Genomic DNA, 17,095 nt, shown 5'->3' on the forward strand with positions numbered 1-17,095 from the left:
CCGGGTCTCCCGATCAGGCCAGATCCTTGGCAATCCGCATGCCGTCGAACACGGCGGCGTGGATGTTGCGCGAGGCGACCGCATCGCCGATGCGGTAGAGGCGGAAGCCCTCGCCGGTCGGCGTGGGCTGCGCCTGCCCGGCCGCGAAGGCCTTGTAGTCGACCGCGCCGCCATTCGACGACAGCGGCTTCAGCGCGAAATAGAGATCCTCCAGCGGCAGCGTGCCGTGCTCGACCACGATCTGGTCGGCCCGCTTCTCGACCAGCCCTCCGCCATATTCCTGCTCGAACACGCCGACGAGGCCGTTGCCGTCGCGCCGCACCGACCGCAGGCGCAGATTGAGCGTGGTCGCCACGCCATGCTTCGAGAAGGCCCGGAAATAGACCGGATAGTTGGTGCCGCCGACCTCCGGTGCGAGCGTCCGCTCCGGCGTGACGATCTCCAGCCGCGCCCCGGCCTCGGCGATCGCCTCGGCCGCGGTCATGCCCGGATGGTTGCCGTTGTCGTCATAGAGGATGACGGTCTCGGCCGGCTTGACCGTACCGGAGAGGATGTCCCAGGTGGTGGTCACCAGGTCGGCGCCGGAATCCAGGAAGTCGACATTGGGCAGGCCGCCAGTGGCGATGATCACCACTTCGGGGGCTTCCGCGGTCACATCTTCGGCTTCGGCATAGGTGTTGAAGCGGAAGGTGACGCCGTGCCGGGTGCATTGCTCCAGCCGCCAGTCGACGATGCCCTGGATCTCGCGCCGGCGCTTCAGGCCGGCGGCGACCCGGATCTGGCCGCCGGCCGCATCCGCGGCCTCGAACACCGTCACCTGATGACCGCGTGCCGCCGCCACCCAGGCCGCTTCAAGCCCGGCCGGGCCGGCGCCGACGACGACCACCTTCAGCGCCCGCGGCGCCTTCTCGGTGATCTCGTGCGGGATAAAGCCCTCGCGGCCGGTCGCCGGATTGTGGATGCACAGCGCGTCGCCGCCGAAATAGATGCGGTCGATGCAGTAGCCCATGCCGACGCAGGGCCGGATCTCGTTCTCGCGACCCTCCGCCACCTTCCGGCCGATATGCGGATCGGCGATATGGGCCCGCGTCATGCCGACCATGTCGAGCTTGCCGGAGGCGACCGCGTGGCGAGCCGTCGCCACGTCCTGGATGCGTGCGGCGTGGAAGACCGGGAACTTCGTCGTCTCGCGCACCGTCCCGGCGAAATCGAGATGCGGCGCCGAGCGGTAGCCCATGCCGGGGATGACGTGCGACAGCGCCTCGTCGGTGTCGATATGGCCGCGAATGACGTTGATGAAGTCGATCGTCCCGGAGTCCGCCAGCCGGCGCGCGATGGCGAGGCCGTCCTCCTGGCTGAGGCCGCGCTCCCAGTCCTCGTCGCAGACCATGCGGGTGCCGACGATGAAATCCGGCCCGACGCGCTCGCGCACCGCCTTCAGCACCTCCATGCCGAAGCGCATGCGGTTTTCCAGGCTGCCGCCATACTGGTCGTCGCGGGTGTTGGTGGCCGGCGACCAGAACTGGTCGATCAGATGGCCGTACATCTCGAACTCGAAGCCGTCGAGGCCGCCCGCCTTCACCCGTTCGGCCGCATCGGCATAGTCGGCGATGATCCGGGCCAGATCCCAATCCTCGGCCGCCTTCGGGAAGGCCCGGTGGGCCGGCTCGCGCACCGGCGACGGCGCCACCACGGGCAGCCACCCCTCCTTGTTCCAGCCGGTGCGCCGGCCGAGATGGGTGATCTGGATCATCACCGCTGCGCCGGCCTCGTGCACGTCGTCACTGAGCGCCTTCAGCCACGGCACCACCTCGTCCTTGTAGAGGAGGATGTTGCCGAAGGCCTGCGGGCTGTCATGGGAGACGACCGAGGAGCCGCCGATCATGGTCAGCGCGATGCCGCCGCGCGCCTTCTCGGCGTGATAGCGCCGGTAGCGGTCCTTCGGCATGCCGTCTTCGGTGTAATAGGGCTCGTGCGCCGTCGACATGAATCGGTTGCGCAGCGTCAGGTGCTTCAGGCGGAACGGCTGGAGCAACGGGTCTTTCGATGCCGTAGCGGACAGGACGGGCGCGTTCATTCAATGCTCCGGCAGTTGTGGGACGGCTTCGGCGATGGCGTAGTAGTCGCCCGCAAAATCGCAATAGATGTGGCGCTCGATGCACAGGCCGGTCGGCCCGTCGAGCGTGCCGGCGGTGATCGAGACGCGCGCCTCGCCGGCCGGCTTCCAGAAGAGATTGCTGCCGCACCGATTGCAGAAGCCGCGCTCGGCCTTCTCGGAAGACCGAAACCAGGCGAGGCCGTCGGCGCGCGTCAGGGTGAAGCGGTCGAGCGGCACGGAGGTCATCGCCGCATAGTGGCCGCTGGTCTTGCGGCATTGGACGCAATGGCACGCGACGACGGCCCGCAGCGGCGCCTTGGCCTCGTAGCGCACGGCACCGCACAGGCAGCCGCCGGACCGGATATCGTCGGGCCGCGCGTCCGGCTGTGCTTCGGATTGCGGTCCCGCACTCATCGACAGGCCTCGCCGGCCCGTTCGAACGCAGGTTCCTGCGAATCGGTCGGCTTCGCCTGCGGCCCGTGGCCGAGCGCGGTCAGTTCCGCCGCGACGATCCGGATGCAGTCCGGACAGAGGCAATCGTCGAAGGGGCCGACGCCCGGAGGCAGGGGCACGGGCAGGCGGAACGCCTCCTGGCCGCACCAGCAGCGCCCGCTGCCGTCGTTGCGGCATCCAAACTCCGCGCCACAGCGCGAGCAGGCGATCCTTCGAGACGCAGCGGCAGCACTCGGCATGGCCCCTCCCCGGTCGATTCCCACTGTCCGACCGGATGCCGCCGCCCGCTATCGAGAAGGCGACATCCCGCGGCGGAGCGTCGACGCGGATGGGAGGTCTGCGCCAGCCGGGTCACTGGCGCGGCCGATCAGGCCGCGTCGAGATGGGCGAGGAAGCGGCGCAGGCCGTCCTGCAGGTCATTGGCCTGGCCGCCGAGCCGGCGGGCCTGGTCGACGACGCCGTCGGCGGCGCTCTCCGTCGAGACCACGGCCGCGCGGACCTCGCCGATATTGGAGGTGACGATGCCGGTCCGGCGCGAAGCCCCGCCGGCCGCCGTGGTGATCGCGCGCGTGGCCTCGGTCTGCTCCTCGACCGCCTCGGCGACCGAGCGCACCGCGCCACCGATATCGCCGACCACCTGCCGGATGGTCTCGATCGCCTCGACCGCGTCGCCGGTCACCCGCCGCATGGCCGCAATCTGGCCGGTAATCTCCTCGGTCGCCTTGGCGGTCTGGCCGGCGAGCGTCTTGACCTCGGCGGCGACCACCGCGAAGCCGCGCCCGGCCTCCCCGGCCCGCGCAGCCTCGATGGTGGCGTTGAGCGCGAGCAGGTTGGTCTGACCCGCAATCCCCTGGATGATGTCGACCACGGTCCCGATCCGGTCCGCCGTATCCGACAGCGAGGCGACGATCGCATTGGTCGAGGCCGCCCGCCGGTCGGCCTCGCCGGCGACCGCACCCGACCGCGCGATCAGATCGGAGACGCGACTGAGCGAGCCGAACAGTTGCTCGGACGCCGAGGCGACGCTGCTCACGTCATGGCTGGCGTCCTGGGAGGCTTCCGCGACGGTCGTCGACTGCGCGGCCGACCGGCGCGCCAGCGTCGCCATGGCGCCGGCAGCGGTCTCCAGATCGACGGCCGCACGACCGACCGATTCGGCAACCCCGCCGACCCGGGCTTCGAATTCCCGGGCGAGCCGCGTCGTCGATTCGCGCCGCTCGCGGTCGCGCGTCTGGCGTTCGGCCTCCGCGGCGCGGCCGCGTTCCAGAGCCTGCTGCTCGGTCGAGGTCTTGATGGTTTCGACGGCACGCGCGATCTCGCCGATCTCGTCCCGGCGCGATCGGCCCTGGATCTCGGCGGCCAGATCGCCGCTGGCAATCGCCTTCAGGGCACCGGTCAGGCGCAGGATCGGCCGGGTGATGCCGAGCGCAACCAGGATGCCGATCAGAACCGTCGCGCCAAGGATGCCGGCGCCGGCCAGCCCCATCGTCCGGCTGATCTGGTCGGCGGCCGCTTGAGCCTCGGCGACGGATTTCTCCGCCACGATGGTCCAGGTCGCCCCGAACATGCCGACCTCTGCAGTGCGGGCGAGTCGAGCTTCGCCTCCCGCAACGTAGCGCAGTGTTCCGGAGGCGGTCGAGAAATCTGCCGGCAATCCGAGTTCGGCGGCCGCCAGGCCGGCGGTGGGTTTGCCGGCCAGCGGCGCATCGGAGCGCAGAACGCCGTCGGCACCGACCGCGAAGGTCTGCCCGGTCTCGCCGAGCCCCTTCCGCTCGGAGAGCACCCGGTCGAAGATCGACGGAGTCAGGCGGACGACGACATAGCCGGCACGGACATTGGCCTGCGCCTCGCCCATGGCGACATTCGCCTTCTTGACCACGGCCCGGCCGATGAAGGCCGACGGCAGTCCGTCGCCGCCCGGCGCATAGGGGGCGAAATCCTGGAACACGGCCTTGTCGTCCGCGGCGCTCTTCAGCGCGGCGAAGACGCGGGCCAGCCCGGTGCCGGCCAGGCTCCGATCGGCAACATCGAGACCGAACTCGCCGGCCTTGGTCACCGAATAGACCACGCGGCCGTCCTTGTTCAGGAACAAGATGTCGGCATAGCGGCCGGTGCGGGTCAGCTGCTGCGCGGCGCCGTGCATCTTGGCGTGGCGGACGCCGTAGACCTTGCCGAGCTTGGCGCCGTCCCGCGCGATGCGCTCGGCTACGGGCCCTTCCGTGAAATGCGCCCGGACGACATCGAAATCCGGTTTGCCGGGCACCAGATTCTCGTCGAGATCGACCAGGCTGCCGCCGATCAGGCGGTCCGCCACCATGGCGGCCGTGTCGATGTCGATCCGCTCGGCGACCAGGGCCAGGCTCAGTTCGCGCGCCGTGGCCGCCTGCGCCAATCGCTCGGAGGCCTCCTCTTCGAGCGCGTTGCGCGCGCCCGACCAACCAATCCCGCCCATGACCGCCGCGCTTGCGACAGCCAGAGCCACGAGCGCGAAAGGAAGCCGGACGCGAAGCGAAGCGAGCATCATCGGGATGTCCTGAGTAACGATTGGATGGCAAGACGATGTCGCCACCTTCTCAACCGGTTCAGGGTAAGTGATGATGCTCTAATATTGTCCTTACGGAATGTTATGGCATAACAGCCGCTATGCCGCGGATTGTCGCAGCGGACTCAAGCTCACATCCGCATCCGGCTGCCCTTCGGATCGAACAGCGGCTCGGACAGCAGGCGCGCCGGCCGGCGCTCGCCGATGATCTCGATCTCATAAGCCGCAGCCGGATCGGAAGCCCCCGCCTCGACATAGCCGAGCGCCACCGAAACCCCCGAGGCATGGGCGTAGCCGCCCGAGGTGACCCAACCGATCACCTTGCCGTCGCGCCAGATCGGTTCGTCGCCGATCACGTCGGCATCGAGCGCATCGACCACGAAGGCACCGAGCAGCCGCTCCGGTCCCTTGTCGCGGGCCGCCATCAGCGCGTCGCGGCCGATATAGCCGGTCTTCTGGGTCGAGACGAAGCGCTCCAGCCGCGCCTCCCAAGGCGTGTAGATCGGCCGGTATTCGCGCGACCAGGAGCCGAAGCTCTTCTCCAGCCGGAGCGAGTTCAGCGCCCGGGCACCGAAGGGCCGAAGGCCAAGATCGGTGCCGTTGGCGATGAGCAGGTCGAGCAGCGCGCGCTGGTGTTCCGGCTTGACCCAGAGCTCGTAGCCGAGATCGCCCGTATAGGTGACCCGGCCGACCAGAGCCGGCAGCGTGCCGAGATCGAATTCGGCGACATCCATGAACCGGAAGGCCTCCGCCGAAACGTCACGCCGGGCGATCCGGGCCATCAGCTCACGCGATTTCGGCCCGGCGATCTGGAAACCGGTGAGACCGAGGCCGAGCGAACGGACGGAAACGCCGGCCGGCACCTCGGCCAGGAACCAGCGCATGTGGTAGGCCTCCGCGAGGCTCGATCCGAAGATCATGAAGCGCTCGTCGGAAAGCCGGGCAACTGTGAAGTCGCCGATCAGGCGGCCGGCCGGATTCAACATCGGCGTCAGCACCATGCGCCCGGTCGCCGGCAGGCGGTTCGGCAGCAGCCGGTCGAGGAAGGCCTCGGCACCGGCGCCGGTCACCTCGTATTTGGCGAAGTTGGAGATCTCCAGGAGGCCGACCGCCTCGCGCACGGCCCGGCATTCGGCGCCGACATGGACGAAGTCGTTGGAGCGCCGGAACGAGAAGTCGTCCTTCGCCTCCTCGGGCGACGGCGCGAACCAGAGCGCATGTTCCAGCCCGCACAGATCGCCCATGACGGCATTCATGCCGACGAGACGGTCATAGACCGGCGTCGTCCGGAACGGTCGCGCCGCCGGCAGTTCTTCGTTCGGGAAGCGGATGCGGAAGCGGCGGGAATAGTTCTCGCGCACCTTGGCGTTGGTGTGGCCGAGCGTGGTCCAGTCGCCATAGCGGGCGACATCCATGCCGAACACGTCGAAGCCCGGATCGCCGTCGACGATCCAGTTCGACAGCGCCAGCCCGACGCCGCCGCCCTGGCTGAACCCGGCCATCACCCCGCAGGCGACCCAGTAGTTCTGCACGCCCCGGATCGGGCCGACCAGCGGATTGCCATCGGGTGCGAAGGTGAAGGGCCCGTTGATGATCCGGCGGATGCCGGCCCGGGCATAGGCCGGGAAGTGCTCGAAGCCGACCTCGAGCGAGGGAGCGATGCGGTCGAGGTCCGGTTCCAGGAGGTTCTGGCCGAAATCCCACGGCGTCGCCGTCTCGCTCCACGGCTTGCAGGCCTTCTCGTAGGTGCCGAGCAGCATGCCGCCGCGCTCCTGGCGGGTGTAGATCTCGCCCTCGAAATCGAGCGCGGTGATCACCTCCTTGCCGGTCGCGGCGTTGATCTCGGCGACCTCCGGCATGTCCTCGGTCAGGAGATACATGTGCTCCATGGCCAGGATCGGCAGTTCGAGCCCGATCATGCGCCCGCATTCGCGCGCCCACAGGCCGCCGGCATTGACCACGTGCTCGGCATGGACGGTGCCCTGCTCGGTGATCACGTCCCAGGTGCCGTCGGCACGCTGGCGGGTGTCGATCACCCGGTTGCGCAGCACGATCTCGGCGCCGTTGATCTTGGCCGATTTGGCATAGGCGTGGGTGGTGCCGTAGGGGTCGAGATGGCCCTCGAACGGGTCGTACATGGCGCCGACGAACTTAGCCTCGTCGATCAGCGGCATCAGCCGCTTGGCCTCCGCGGCTGAGATGATCTCGGTGTGCATGCCGAGATAGCGGCCCCGGGCATGAGCCATCTTGAGCCATTCCATGCGCTCGCGCGTGCCGGCGAGCATGACGCCGCCGGTCAGGTGCAGCCCGCAGGACTGGCCGGAGATCGCCTCGATCTCCTTGTAGAGCTCGACCGTGTATTGCTGCAGCTTGGCGACGTTCGGATCGCCGTTCAGCGTGTGGAAGCCGCCGGCCGCGTGCCAGGTCGAGCCGGCGGTCAGTTCCGCCCGCTCGATCAGCATGACGTCCGTCCAGCCGCGCTTGGTCAGGTGATAGAGCACCGAGCAGCCGACCACACCACCGCCGATGATGACAACACGGGTCGAGGATTTCATGGTCTTGGCTCCGAATTGCATCTCAGGGTAGAAGTTATCGAGCACGGGATAGTCGGCGCACGGCCAGGACTTGCCATACGGTCTTGCGCAAATATATACACAAGAGCGACGCAATGCCGTCGATCGAACGCGACCTGCGCCGGATTCGGCAACGCCTGCTGGAAGAAGGCTGGACCATCGTGCGGCAGGACGGTCCCCACGACGTGTTCCGGCATCCGGAGCGCAAGGGTGTCGTGGTGGTTCCGCGCCATCGGGGCGAACTGGCCACCGGCACGGCGCGTTCGATTGCACAACAGGCCGGCTGGCTGTGATTTGACTGCCGTAGCGGCGACCTGGAGGGTCCCATGAAGCACTTTGTCGGCATCGTCGAGAAGGAACCGGGCTCCCTTTGGAGCATCTGGTTTCCCGATTGCCCGGGCTGCACGACGGCCGCCGAAGACTTCGAGACCGCCCTGGGACAGGCGAAGGATGCGCTCAGGCTTTGGACCGACGAGGCGGCCGAGGACGGCGCCGCCGAAGCCCTCCCGCGCACGCTCGACCAGCTGCGCACCGATCCGGCCGTCCTGGAGGCGCTCGCGCAGGGCCATGCGGCGGTCCTCGTGCCGCTGATCCAGGAATCCGGGCGTTCGGTGCGCGCCAACATCTCGCTCGATGCCGGGCTGCTGCAGTCGATCGACATGGCCGCCAAGGCGCGCGGGCTGACCCGGTCGGCCTTCCTGGCCTCGGCGGCGCGCGAGAAGATCCTCGCCGAGGTCTGAACCGCCCCCGGGGCCGCCGCAAGAGCCGCCCCGGCGGCGGGCGGCGTCAGAGCGCCAGGTCATAGGTGACCCATCGCGTCTTCATCGCCAGCCGGTCGTAGACCTTGCGGGCGCGGGCATTGTCCTCCGCGGTGATCCAGCGGATCACGCTCCAGCCGCGGGCGCGGCCGATTGCGGCGATCCGGGCGATCAGCGCATCCGCTGTGCCGGATCCGCGCGTGGCCTCCGACACGAAGAGATCGTCCAGAAAGCCGCCGGTGGTCGCCGAGAGCGGGCGCGCGAAGGCCCGGAAATGGGCGATGCCGACCGGAACGCCGGCGGCGTCGACCGCGACCAGCCCCTCGACCTCATGGGCCGGATCCATCAGCCAGGACCAGACCGTGTCGCGCATCGCCGGCGTCTGGGTGACCCGATAGAAATCGGCATAGCCGGCATAGAGGTCGTCCCAGGCCGCGCGATGTTCCGGCGCCGTCGGCAGGATGCGGATCGTTGCGTCGGTCATGGCCAGGGATCCGTGTCAGAAATCCGTCGGGGCGCCGCCTTCGGCCTTGCGGCGGGCGACGAAGGCGGCAAGCTCCTCGGCGACGGCCGGATCGATCGCCGGCTCGGCATAGGCGGCGAGCTTGTCGCGGTAGAGGCGCTCGGCCGTGTCGTAGGCGGTCGGGCTGCCGGCCTCGCGCCAGGTCTCATAATTGCGCCAGTCGGAGATCATCGGCGCGAAGAAGGCCGTGCGGTAGCGCGCCTGGGTATGGGCGCAGCCGAAGAAATGCCCGCCCGGGCCGACCTCGCGCATGGCGTCGAGCGCCAGGCTGTCGGCATCGACCACCAGCGGGGTGAGGAATTCGGCGACCATCCCGAGCATGTCGGCATCGAGCACCATCTTCTCGAAGGAGGCGTGCAGGCCGCCTTCCATCCAGCCGGCGCCGTGCATGAGCAGGTTGGCGCCGCCCATGATCGCGCCCCAGAGCGAGAAGACGCTCTCATAGGCCGCCTGGGCATCGAGCGTATTGGCCGCGCAGGCATTGGACGACCGGTAGGGCAGTCCGTAGCGCCGGGCGAGCTGGCCGCCGAGCAGGGCCGATTTCATGTATTCCGGCGTCCCGAAGGCGGGCGCGCCGGACTTCATGTCGACATTCGACGTGAAGCCGCCATAGACGAAGGGCGCGCCGGGCCGGACGGTCTGGGCGAGCACGAGACCGGCCAGCGCCTCCGCGTTCTGCTGGGCGACCGCGCCGGCGATGGTCACCGGCGCCATGGCGCCGGCGAGCGTGAAGGGCGTCAGCACCGTCACCTGGTTGGCACGTGCCATCTGGATGACGCCTTCGAGCATCGGCGCGTCGAGCCGCAGCGGCGACGACGAGTTGATGATGGTGAAGACCGAGGGCTCGCGCTCCAACTGATCGCGCGAAATGCCGCGGGCGATCCGGGCCATCTCGATGCCGTCGACGATCCGCTCGCGGCCGAGCGCATAGGCGTGGATCGGCTTGTCGGTCAGCGTCAGCATGTCGTAGAGCGCGTCGAGATGCCGGATCGAGGCATGCAGGTCGGCGGGCTCGGTCGGGTAGCCGGCAACGATGTGGATCGCGTCGAGCGACTGGCAGAGCCGCACCAGGTTCTGGAAATCGGCCCGGTTGCCCGGCCGGCGGCCGCCCTGCCGGTCGGCCACGTTGGGGGTCGAGGCGACCGACCCGAAGGCGACATAGCCGTCGCCGAGCATCATGTCCCGGTCGGGGTTGCGGGCATGCAGGCGGAAGCTGGTCGGTGCGCGGCCGATGACGCTCTCGACGAGGCCGCGATCGAAGCGTACCCGCTCGGAATCGGGGTCCACATCCGCGCCGGCTTCCTTCAGGATCGCGCGCGCCTCGACATGGAGAAAGTCCATGCCGATCTCTTCGAGGACCGTCAGCGACGCCTGGTGGATCGCCTCCAATTCGTCCGCCGAGACGGCCGCAACGGGCGCGAAGGGCAGCCGCGGCTGCGGCTTGCGCGCGGCCTGCGGTGCGGCCCGCGCCCGCTCCTCGCGGCCGCGGCGGCCGCGACGCTCGCCGGCCGGGGCGCCGGTCTCCTGGGGGATTGCCGTCTCGATGGTCATGGATCGCCTTGTCGCCGCGCGCAGTCGGGCACCGTCGACCGGAAACCTGCCCTGTCGGCGGCCTCGCGAAAAGGGTCGCCGTGATGGGATCGCATTTTTGGATCGCGGCATCGAATAAATCGCGCTCCCGCCGGCTTGCGGCTTCTCTAAACCTGAGGCCCGTCAACCGGAGTGATCGCGCATGAGCCGTTGGGACCTCGCCATGAGCCCGCATGTCACCGGCGGCGTCGGCGCGCGCCAGGCCGCCGGGGCCCTGACCGCGGCCCGCACCGGGCCGGGCGCGGCGGTCCTGCTCGTCGCCGATCCCGGCCTTGCCGCCACGCCGCTGATCGGCGAGGTCACGGCCTCGCTCGCCCACGCCAGCCTCGGCGTCACGGTCTTCTCCGATTTCACCGGCGATCCGACCGCCGCCCAGGTCGATGCGGCCGCCGACCTGGCGCGCCGGACGCAGGCCCGCGCCGTGGTGGCGCTCGGCGGCGGCTCGGCGCTCGATCTCGGCAAGGCGGTCGGCGCGATCGCCGGCGACACCGCACCGGCCGTCACCTACCAGCTCTGCGAACGCGATTTCCCGGCGGCGACGCTCGCCCGCATCTGCATCCCGACCACCTCCGGCACCGGTTCAGAGGCGACCCGGACGGCGATCGTGACCCGCGCCGACAAGGCCAAGGTCTGGCTCTGGGGCGACGCCATCAAGGCGCATGAGATCATCCTCGATCCGGAGACGACGCTGTCGCTGCCGGCGGCTCTGACCGCCCAGACCGGCATCGACGCCCTGGTCCATGCGCTCGAGGCGGCCACCAACGGCAACGCCACCGCCGCCAACAACCTCTACGCCCATGAGGCGATCCGGCTGGCGAGCCGAAACCTGGAGGCCGCCGTCGCGGACGGCAGCGATCTCGCCGCGCGCGACGGGCTGCAGCGCGCCGCATGGCTGGCCGGCATCGCCATCGACAACGGCGGCACCGCGGTCGCCCACAATATCGGCCACGCGCTCGCCTCGCTCCGGCCGCTGCATCACGGCCGCTCGGTCGCGCTCGGCCTGATCGCCACGCTCTCCTGGAACCTCGCCGACGACGACGGCCGCTTCAACGCCGCCGCCCAGGCGATGGGCCTCGCCGGCGCCCACGAATTGCCCGAGGCCTTCGAGCGGCTGACCCGTGCGGTCGGCATCAAGGTCTCGCTCGCAGACGAATTCGCCGGCGTGACGCCGGAGATGCTCGCCACCCAGATGGCCCGGCCGGAAAATGCCGCCATGCGCCAGTCCAACCGCCGCAGGATCGAGGATCCCGATCTCCTCGTCTTCGCCGAACGCGTGCTGACCCAGGCCTGACGCCCGCTTGCGGGCACCCTGCAGGCGTGCGGCCCGGCCGCCCCGCTGCAGCCGGAACGGAGAGGAATGCCATGCTCGACCGCCCGACGACCCGCGCCGGCTGGGAGGCCCGCGCCGCGGACCTGAAGCCGGAAGGCCGCGCCTTCATCGACGGCCGCCCGGTCGCGGCCCGGTCCGGACGGACCTTCGAGAAGCGCTCGCCGGTCGACGGCCGCGTCATCGCAGAGGTCGCCGATTGCGATGCGGCCGATGTCGATGCCGCGGTTGCCGCTGCGCGCGCCGCCTTCGAGGATGGCCGCTGGCGCAACCTGCCGCCGGCCGAGAAGAAGCGCATCCTGCTCGCCTTCGCCGACAAGGTCCGCGCGGATATCGACTATCTGGCGCTGCTGGAGACGCTCGATGTCGGCAAGGTGATCGGCAATTCACTCGCCGTGGACGTGCCCTTCTGCGCCAACTGCCTGCAGTATTACGCCGAATTCGCCGACAAGCTGTACGGCGAGATCGCCCCGGTCGGGCCGGGCGACACGGCACTCGTCAGCAAGGAGCCGCTCGGCGTCGTCGGCGCGATCGTGCCCTGGAACTATCCGCTGATCATCTCCGCCTGGAAGATCGGCCCGGCCCTGGTGGCGGGCAATTCGGTCGTGCTGAAGCCGGCCGAGCAATCGCCGCTCTCCGCCATCCGGCTCGGCCAACTGGCGAAGGAAGCCGGCCTGCCCGACGGCGTGCTCAACATCGTGCCCGGCTTCGGCGAGCGGGCCGGCCAGCCGCTGGCCCTGCACCCGGACGTCGACATGATCTCCTTCACCGGCTCGACCGAGGTCGGCAAGCTGATGATGGTCTATGCCGGTCAGTCGAACATGAAGCGCGTGGCGCTCGAATGCGGCGGCAAGAGCCCGCATGTGGTCCTGGCCGACGCGGATCTCGACGCCGCCGCCGAGAGCATCGCCTGGGGCATCTTCTATAATCAGGGCGAAACCTGCCATGCCGGCTCGCGCATCCTGGTCCATCGCAGCGTCCAGGCGGCCCTGGTCGAGAAGATTGCGGCCGTCGCCAAGGCGCAGATCCCGCTCGGCCATGCGCTCGATCCGGCCGCCCAGATGGGCGCGCTGGTCGAGCCGCGCCACCTGGAGCGGGTGCTCGGCTATGTCGAGACCGGCCGCGTCGAGGGCGCCCGCATCGCCTGCGGCGGCCGGCGCGCGAGCGGAGACGGGCTGGACGCCGGGCTCTACGTGGAGGCGACCATCCTGGACGATGTCGCCCCCGACGCCCGCGTCGCCCGCGAGGAGATTTTCGGCCCGGTGCTGGTGGTGACGCCGTTCGAGACTGAGGCCGAGGCGGTCGCGCTCGCCAACGATTCCATCTACGGCCTCGCCGCGGCGGTCTGGACGGCCGACATGAACGCCACCCACCGGCTGACCCGCTCGATCTGCGCCGGCACGGTGTGGGTCAACTGCTTCGACCGCTCGTCGCTCGCCACCCCTTTCGGCGGCTTCCGGCAGTCCGGCTTCGGCCGCGACCGCAGCCCGCATGCGATCGAGAAATACATGGATTTCAAGACCATCTGGACCGCCTACCGGTGAGACGGCCGGAAGCGGCCATCAAGAACCGGGCAATCAAGAAATCGACTGCGAGGGGCAGGAGCGCGCGATGAAGATCACCGCCATCGAGATCACCCATCACCGCCTGCCGCTCGATCCGCCCTTCAATGCCAGCTGGGATACCCGGCCGCGCACCCATTTCGACGCCACCATCGTGCGCGTGAAGACCGACGAGGGCTTCGAGGGCATCGCGTCCGGCGACACCATGACGGGCTTTGCCGGCCATGAGCCGATGTTCGTCGGCCAGGACCCGCTCGCCATCGAGCGGCACTACCGCATCCTGTCCAACATCCAGTTCCACTACGGCCGCTGCTGGCCGCTCGATCTGGCGCTCTGGGATCTCGCCGGCAAGATCGCCGGTCAGCCGGTCTGGAAACTGCTCGGCGGGCTCAGCGACCGGGTCCGCGCCTATGCCTCCTCGGGCACGCTCAGGGCCCCGGCCGCGTTGGCCGATGCGGCCGAGGCCTATCTGGCGCAAGGCTTCAAGGCGCTGAAGATCCGCTTTCACCGCGGCGACTGGCGCGCCGACGTGGCCGCGCTCGAAGCCGTGCGGGCCCGGGTCGGCGACCGGCTGGAGCTGATGGTCGACTGCAACCAGGGCTGGCGCATGTCCTGGGACGCCTACGCACCCTGGTCGCTCAAGGATGCGCTCCAGGTCGCCCGCGAGATGGAGCGGCTCCGCGTCTACTGGATGGAGGAGCCGCTGTTCCGCGCCGACCGCGACGGCATGCGGCGGCTGCGCGAGATGGTCGACGTGCGGATTGCCGGCGGCGAGATGACCCGCGAGATCTACGAGTTCCGCGACCTGATCCGCGACGGCTGCCTCGACGTGGTGCAGCCCGACGCCGCCCTGGTCGGCGGCATTTCCGGCCTGCGCCGCGTCGCCGCCATGGCGGAAGCCGCCAATGTGGTGTTCACGCCGCATACCTGGACCAACGGCATGGGCGTGGTCGCCAATGCGCACCTGACCTGCGGCCTCGCCGACGCGCCCTTCATGGAATTCCCGTTCGATCCGCCGGAATGGTCGCTCGACCGGCGCGATTTTCCGATGCGGGCGCCCCTGGAGATCGATGCCGACGGCTTCGTGGTGCTGTCGGACCGGCCCGGGATGGGCTACGAACTGGATGAAGACCGGCTCGCGGCGACCCGCATCGGCTGACCGCCGGCCGGCGACCCCGAGGATCCCGCATGGACCGTCGCTGGCTGCCGCTCAATGCGCTCCGGGCCTTCGAGGCCGCCGGGCGCCACCGCAGCTTCACCGCCGCCGCCCAGTCGCTGATGGTGACGCAATCCGCCGTCAGCCGCCACGTCATCGGACTGGAGGACCTGCTCGGCATCCAGCTGTTCGAACGCAAGCCGCACCAGCTTGCGCTGACCGATGCCGGCCGCCGCATCCTGCCGGTGGTGACGCGCTCCTTCGACCGCATCGACGAGGTGCTGGAGGAGGTGCGCGCCGACAAGGGCACGCCGCGCCGCGCGCTCAAGGTGCTGCTGCCGCACACCTTCGCCCACCAGCTGGCGATCCCGATGCTGAAGGATTTCCGTGCTGAGCATCCCGATATCGGCATCGACCTCGACAGCCGCACCGTCGCCGGGCCGATGGAGCGCAGCGCCGATGTGGCGGTGGTCTATTCCGAGCCGAAGGTCACCGACCGGGTGCTCGACCTCTTGTGGATGGTGCGCCTGACCATCCTGTGCCACCCGGACGTGGCCGCGACCGTCCGGCCGGGCGATCTCGCCGGCTTCCTGGCCGCCCACGACCTCCTGCATGTCCGGCTCGACGAGCGGCCGAAGACCTATCTCTGGGACATGTTCGCCCGCTCGGCCGGCTGCCCGGACCTGAAGACCGACCGCGGCCTCGTCTTCGACACCGCCCAGATGGCCGCCGGCTACGCCATGGCGGGCGAGGGCCTCGCCCTGGTCGATCCCCTGCTGTTCCGCGAGGAGATCGCCAGCGGCCGCCTCGTCCGCCCGGTCGATCTGATGATCGACGACGGCTACGGCTACTATCTCGCCACCGACCCGGACGACCTCGGCGAGACGGCCGTCTCGATCTTCCGCTCCTGGCTGATCCGCCGCTTCTCCGCGCCACCCTTCTCCACCGGCAGCAAGGCCATGCCGGACGGCACCGCACCCTGATCCGGTTCGCTGCGCCGGCATCGCCGGCGACCCGTCACCCCTGAAACGCGAAGGCCGCGCGGCACCCGTCCGCGCGGCCTCTGCTCGCGTTCGACGCGCTCACTTGGCGGCGAGCAGATCCTTGACTTCGAGGAGGACGAACTCGTTGTCGTCCGCCTTGTTCGGCTCGCGACCGGCCGAGAAGGGAAGATTGTTGTCGTTGCCGACCACGATCAGGCCGGCCGCGGCGTCGACCACGTCGACATTCTCGATGGTCACGAAGGGCATGGCGAGCTTGCCACCCCGGCCGCCCTGGCGGGCGAGTTCCCGGGGGTCCTGGATGGCGAGCAGGTCGATGTCGCCGATCTTGCGCACCAGGCCGCCGACATTGGCGTCGGAGAACTCGACCTTCACGATGCGCTTGTACTTGGCCACGTCCTCGAAGCAGTCGGGCTTCTTCTCACCGGCCGGGCAGGCCTTGTCGGCGGTGCCTTCGCCATTGTCGCGCTCGATGATCAGGCCGGTGGTGGCGTCGATCATGTTGAAGTCGCCGATGGCGTTGCCGTTGGCGGCCAGCTGGTACTTCCAGGACCGGCCGGTCCACTTCTCGCCCTGCACGTCGAATTCGAGCACGCGCAGCACTTCCTTGCCGTCGACGGTCTCGAAGGCCTTCTTGCCTTCGTCCCAGATCGGGCCTTCCAACAGCGCATAAAGGAACTTGCCGTCCGGCGACTGGGCCATGCCCTCGAAGCCCTTGGAGCGGCGCACCTGGAAGGCGACCGGGGCACCCGGCATGGCCGGGGTGGTGACCGAATAGTGGTCCGGCGACTTCACGACCTTGCCGTCGACTTCCGTCTCGAACACCGCCTCGACCTTGCCGTTGGCGTCGGTGCGGACGAGATACGGGCCGAGTTCCTCGCCGATCCACAGCTTGCCGGCGATCGGCTGGATCGACTCGATGTCGAAGTCGGCGCCGGTCAGATAGCGCTCGCGGGTCGCCTCGTTCATGATCCGGAACGGAACCTTCTTGTCCGGGTCGGTCAGGAAGGTGGTGGCGGTGCGCTCGACCTTGCCGCCCGCGAAGTCGATCTTCAGCCGGTGCACCATCAGGGCGGCGTCGGGCGAGTTGCCCTTGGAGCCGAAGCCGTTGTCGGTCAGGACGAGATACTCGCCGTTGCCGAGCGAGCGGACGCCCGAGAAGCCCTGCACGGCCTGGCCCTTGAAGGGCAGCGAGAGGCCGGTCGGACGGATGCCGGACTTGCCCATGATCGAGCCGATCGCGTCGGTGCGGCGGCCGCCCTGCGTGTACTTCGCGGAGGTCTTGAGATCCTCCGGCGCATCGGCCGGGGCGTCGACGAAGCTCGCCGCCGGCAGGACGGCGTGGCCCATCAGGGTGGCCTTGAAGGACTTCGGCTCGCCATCGGCGAGGGCTGCGGTGGCGAGCGTCAGGCTCGCGAGGATCGCGGCGAGGCAGGTGCGCATGGCAGTCTCCCGGAGTGGTCGATCGGATCGAAGTCGGTGCGCCACCTTTCCCCGCATGGGATGACGGCC

14 protein-coding genes are annotated in these 17,095 nt (G+C 69.4%); 6 read left to right on the forward strand and 8 right to left on the reverse strand.

The window, feature by feature from the left end; genetic code table 11:
- Window positions 1-13: 13 nt before the first annotated feature.
- From KL771_RS00905 to KL771_RS00925, 5 genes are all read right to left on the reverse strand, one after another.
- Window positions 14-2,077 carry an NADH:flavin oxidoreductase gene (locus KL771_RS00905; protein WP_261966682.1) on the reverse strand — a complete coding sequence of 688 codons (2,064 nt, stop codon included), beginning with the start codon at window positions 2,075-2,077 and terminating at the stop codon, window positions 14-16.
- Window positions 2,078-2,512: a GFA family protein gene (locus KL771_RS00910; RefSeq protein ID WP_261966683.1), complete on the reverse strand. Its 435-nt coding sequence runs from the start codon at window positions 2,510-2,512 to the stop codon at window positions 2,078-2,080.
- Window positions 2,509-2,790: a cysteine-rich CWC family protein gene (locus KL771_RS00915; RefSeq protein WP_261966684.1), complete on the reverse strand. Its 282-nt coding sequence runs from the start codon at window positions 2,788-2,790 to the stop codon at window positions 2,509-2,511. Before KL771_RS00915 ends, KL771_RS00910 begins: the two co-directional genes overlap by 4 nt.
- Window positions 2,791-2,918: 128 nt before the next feature.
- On the reverse strand, window positions 2,919-5,075 hold the full coding sequence (locus KL771_RS00920; RefSeq protein ID WP_261966685.1) for a methyl-accepting chemotaxis protein: 2,157 nt from the start codon (window positions 5,073-5,075) through the stop codon (window positions 2,919-2,921).
- A gap of 149 nt (window positions 5,076-5,224) precedes the next feature.
- Window positions 5,225-7,648, reverse strand: coding sequence for a GcvT family protein (locus KL771_RS00925; protein ID WP_261966686.1), 2,424 nt, complete (start codon window positions 7,646-7,648; stop codon window positions 5,225-5,227).
- A 113-nt stretch (window positions 7,649-7,761) separates the two neighbouring features.
- Between KL771_RS00925 and KL771_RS00930 the strand changes: the two genes are divergently transcribed.
- A complete protein-coding gene (locus tag KL771_RS00930; protein WP_261966687.1) occupies window positions 7,762-7,959 on the forward strand; it encodes a type II toxin-antitoxin system HicA family toxin in 198 nt (65 codons plus the stop codon).
- A 33-nt stretch (window positions 7,960-7,992) separates the two neighbouring features.
- The gene (locus KL771_RS00935) at window positions 7,993-8,406 is read left to right on the forward strand and encodes a type II toxin-antitoxin system HicB family antitoxin (RefSeq protein WP_261966688.1); all 414 of its coding nucleotides are present in this window, start codon (window positions 7,993-7,995) and stop codon (window positions 8,404-8,406) included.
- Window positions 8,407-8,452: 46 nt separating this feature from the next.
- Here KL771_RS00935 and KL771_RS00940 read toward each other — a convergent pair whose 3' ends face one another.
- Complete coding sequence (locus KL771_RS00940; protein ID WP_261966689.1) at window positions 8,453-8,908, reverse strand: GNAT family N-acetyltransferase; 456 nt, start codon at window positions 8,906-8,908, stop codon at window positions 8,453-8,455.
- A 15-nt stretch (window positions 8,909-8,923) separates the two neighbouring features.
- Window positions 8,924-10,498, reverse strand: coding sequence for a trimethylamine methyltransferase family protein (locus tag KL771_RS00945; RefSeq protein ID WP_261966690.1), 1,575 nt, complete (start codon window positions 10,496-10,498; stop codon window positions 8,924-8,926).
- 181 nt (window positions 10,499-10,679) lie between these two features.
- On the opposite strand from KL771_RS00945, the gene KL771_RS00950 reads away from it, so the two are divergent.
- From KL771_RS00950 to KL771_RS00965, 4 genes are all read left to right on the forward strand, one after another.
- Window positions 10,680-11,828, forward strand: a complete 1,149-nt coding sequence (locus KL771_RS00950) for an iron-containing alcohol dehydrogenase (protein ID WP_261966691.1) — start codon at window positions 10,680-10,682, stop codon at window positions 11,826-11,828.
- Between the two features lie 71 nt (window positions 11,829-11,899).
- Window positions 11,900-13,408 carry an aldehyde dehydrogenase gene (locus KL771_RS00955; RefSeq protein ID WP_261966692.1) on the forward strand — a complete coding sequence of 503 codons (1,509 nt, stop codon included), beginning with the start codon at window positions 11,900-11,902 and terminating at the stop codon, window positions 13,406-13,408.
- 67 nt (window positions 13,409-13,475) lie between these two features.
- Window positions 13,476-14,585, forward strand: a complete 1,110-nt coding sequence (locus KL771_RS00960) for a mandelate racemase/muconate lactonizing enzyme family protein (protein ID WP_261966693.1) — start codon at window positions 13,476-13,478, stop codon at window positions 14,583-14,585.
- A 29-nt stretch (window positions 14,586-14,614) separates the two neighbouring features.
- A complete protein-coding gene (locus KL771_RS00965) occupies window positions 14,615-15,565 on the forward strand; it encodes a LysR substrate-binding domain-containing protein (protein WP_261966694.1) in 951 nt (316 codons plus the stop codon).
- A 99-nt stretch (window positions 15,566-15,664) separates the two neighbouring features.
- On the opposite strand, the gene KL771_RS00970 is transcribed toward KL771_RS00965, so the two are convergent.
- Window positions 15,665-17,026 carry an esterase-like activity of phytase family protein gene (locus KL771_RS00970; RefSeq protein WP_261966695.1) on the reverse strand — a complete coding sequence of 454 codons (1,362 nt, stop codon included), beginning with the start codon at window positions 17,024-17,026 and terminating at the stop codon, window positions 15,665-15,667.
- Window positions 17,027-17,095: the final 69 nt, after the last annotated feature.

Origin of the sequence: Prosthecodimorpha staleyi (assembly GCF_018729455.1) — a bacterium.
GTDB lineage: Bacteria > Pseudomonadota > Alphaproteobacteria > Rhizobiales > Ancalomicrobiaceae > Prosthecodimorpha > Prosthecodimorpha staleyi.

What these genes read in the sequence shown, in the direction of transcription:
- KL771_RS00910 (WP_261966683.1), bottom strand. Translation starts at nt 2,512, where the DNA reads ATGAGTGCGGGACCGCAATCCGAAGCACAGCCGGACGCGCGGCCCGAC.
- KL771_RS00940 (WP_261966689.1), bottom strand. Translation starts at nt 8,908, where the DNA reads ATGACCGACGCAACGATCCGCATCCTGCCGACGGCGCCGGAACATCGC.
- KL771_RS00970 (WP_261966695.1), bottom strand. Translation starts at nt 17,026, where the DNA reads ATGCGCACCTGCCTCGCCGCGATCCTCGCGAGCCTGACGCTCGCCACC.
- KL771_RS00915 (WP_261966684.1), bottom strand. Translation starts at nt 2,790, where the DNA reads ATGCCGAGTGCTGCCGCTGCGTCTCGAAGGATCGCCTGCTCGCGCTGT.
- KL771_RS00920 (WP_261966685.1), bottom strand. Translation starts at nt 5,075, where the DNA reads ATGATGCTCGCTTCGCTTCGCGTCCGGCTTCCTTTCGCGCTCGTGGCT.
- KL771_RS00925 (WP_261966686.1), bottom strand. Translation starts at nt 7,648, where the DNA reads ATGAAATCCTCGACCCGTGTTGTCATCATCGGCGGTGGTGTGGTCGGC.
- KL771_RS00960 (WP_261966693.1), top strand. Translation starts at nt 13,476, where the DNA reads ATGAAGATCACCGCCATCGAGATCACCCATCACCGCCTGCCGCTCGAT.
- KL771_RS00905 (WP_261966682.1), bottom strand. Translation starts at nt 2,077, where the DNA reads ATGAACGCGCCCGTCCTGTCCGCTACGGCATCGAAAGACCCGTTGCTC.
- KL771_RS00955 (WP_261966692.1), top strand. Translation starts at nt 11,900, where the DNA reads ATGCTCGACCGCCCGACGACCCGCGCCGGCTGGGAGGCCCGCGCCGCG.
- KL771_RS00935 (WP_261966688.1), top strand. Translation starts at nt 7,993, where the DNA reads ATGAAGCACTTTGTCGGCATCGTCGAGAAGGAACCGGGCTCCCTTTGG.
- KL771_RS00930 (WP_261966687.1), top strand. Translation starts at nt 7,762, where the DNA reads ATGCCGTCGATCGAACGCGACCTGCGCCGGATTCGGCAACGCCTGCTG.
- KL771_RS00945 (WP_261966690.1), bottom strand. Translation starts at nt 10,498, where the DNA reads ATGACCATCGAGACGGCAATCCCCCAGGAGACCGGCGCCCCGGCCGGC.
- KL771_RS00965 (WP_261966694.1), top strand. Translation starts at nt 14,615, where the DNA reads ATGGACCGTCGCTGGCTGCCGCTCAATGCGCTCCGGGCCTTCGAGGCC.
- KL771_RS00950 (WP_261966691.1), top strand. Translation starts at nt 10,680, where the DNA reads ATGAGCCGTTGGGACCTCGCCATGAGCCCGCATGTCACCGGCGGCGTC.